Below are 267 nucleotides of genomic sequence, written 5' to 3'. Positions count from 1 at the left end.
AAATCGCCGAAGCCGCGTGGTTCACCCGCGATGAGGTGCGCGCAGCGCTTGCCGCCGGCGATTGGTCCAGTGCGTCGGAGTCGAAACTGCTACTGCCCGGGTCGATCTCGATCGCCCGCGTGATCATCGAATCGTGGGCAGCGTGCGAATGAAAGTCCACGTCGTTAACCCGCGATCTTTACCAGCTTCGCTTTGACCTCGTCCGCGCTCGGGTTAGTCAGCGTCGACCCGTCGGCGAACTTCACCGTGGGAACAGTTCTGTTGCCG

General features: G+C 62.2%; 2 pseudogenes. One reads left to right on the top strand and one right to left on the bottom strand.

The window, feature by feature from the left end:
* Positions 1–152: pseudogene (locus BST12_RS29995) on the top strand (NAD(+) diphosphatase); the annotation flags it as partial.
* A gap of 12 nt (positions 153–164) precedes the next feature.
* Here the strand turns inward: BST12_RS29995 and mrx1 are convergent.
* A pseudogene (gene mrx1, locus BST12_RS29990) lies at positions 165–267 on the bottom strand (mycoredoxin Mrx1); the annotation flags it as partial.

It is taken from the genome of Mycobacterium angelicum, from assembly GCF_002086155.1.
GTDB classification, from domain to species: Bacteria; Actinomycetota; Actinomycetes; order Mycobacteriales; family Mycobacteriaceae; genus Mycobacterium; species Mycobacterium angelicum.
The sequence above is the reverse complement of the archived record's forward strand: the minus strand, read 5'-3'. Positions and strand labels throughout refer to the sequence as shown.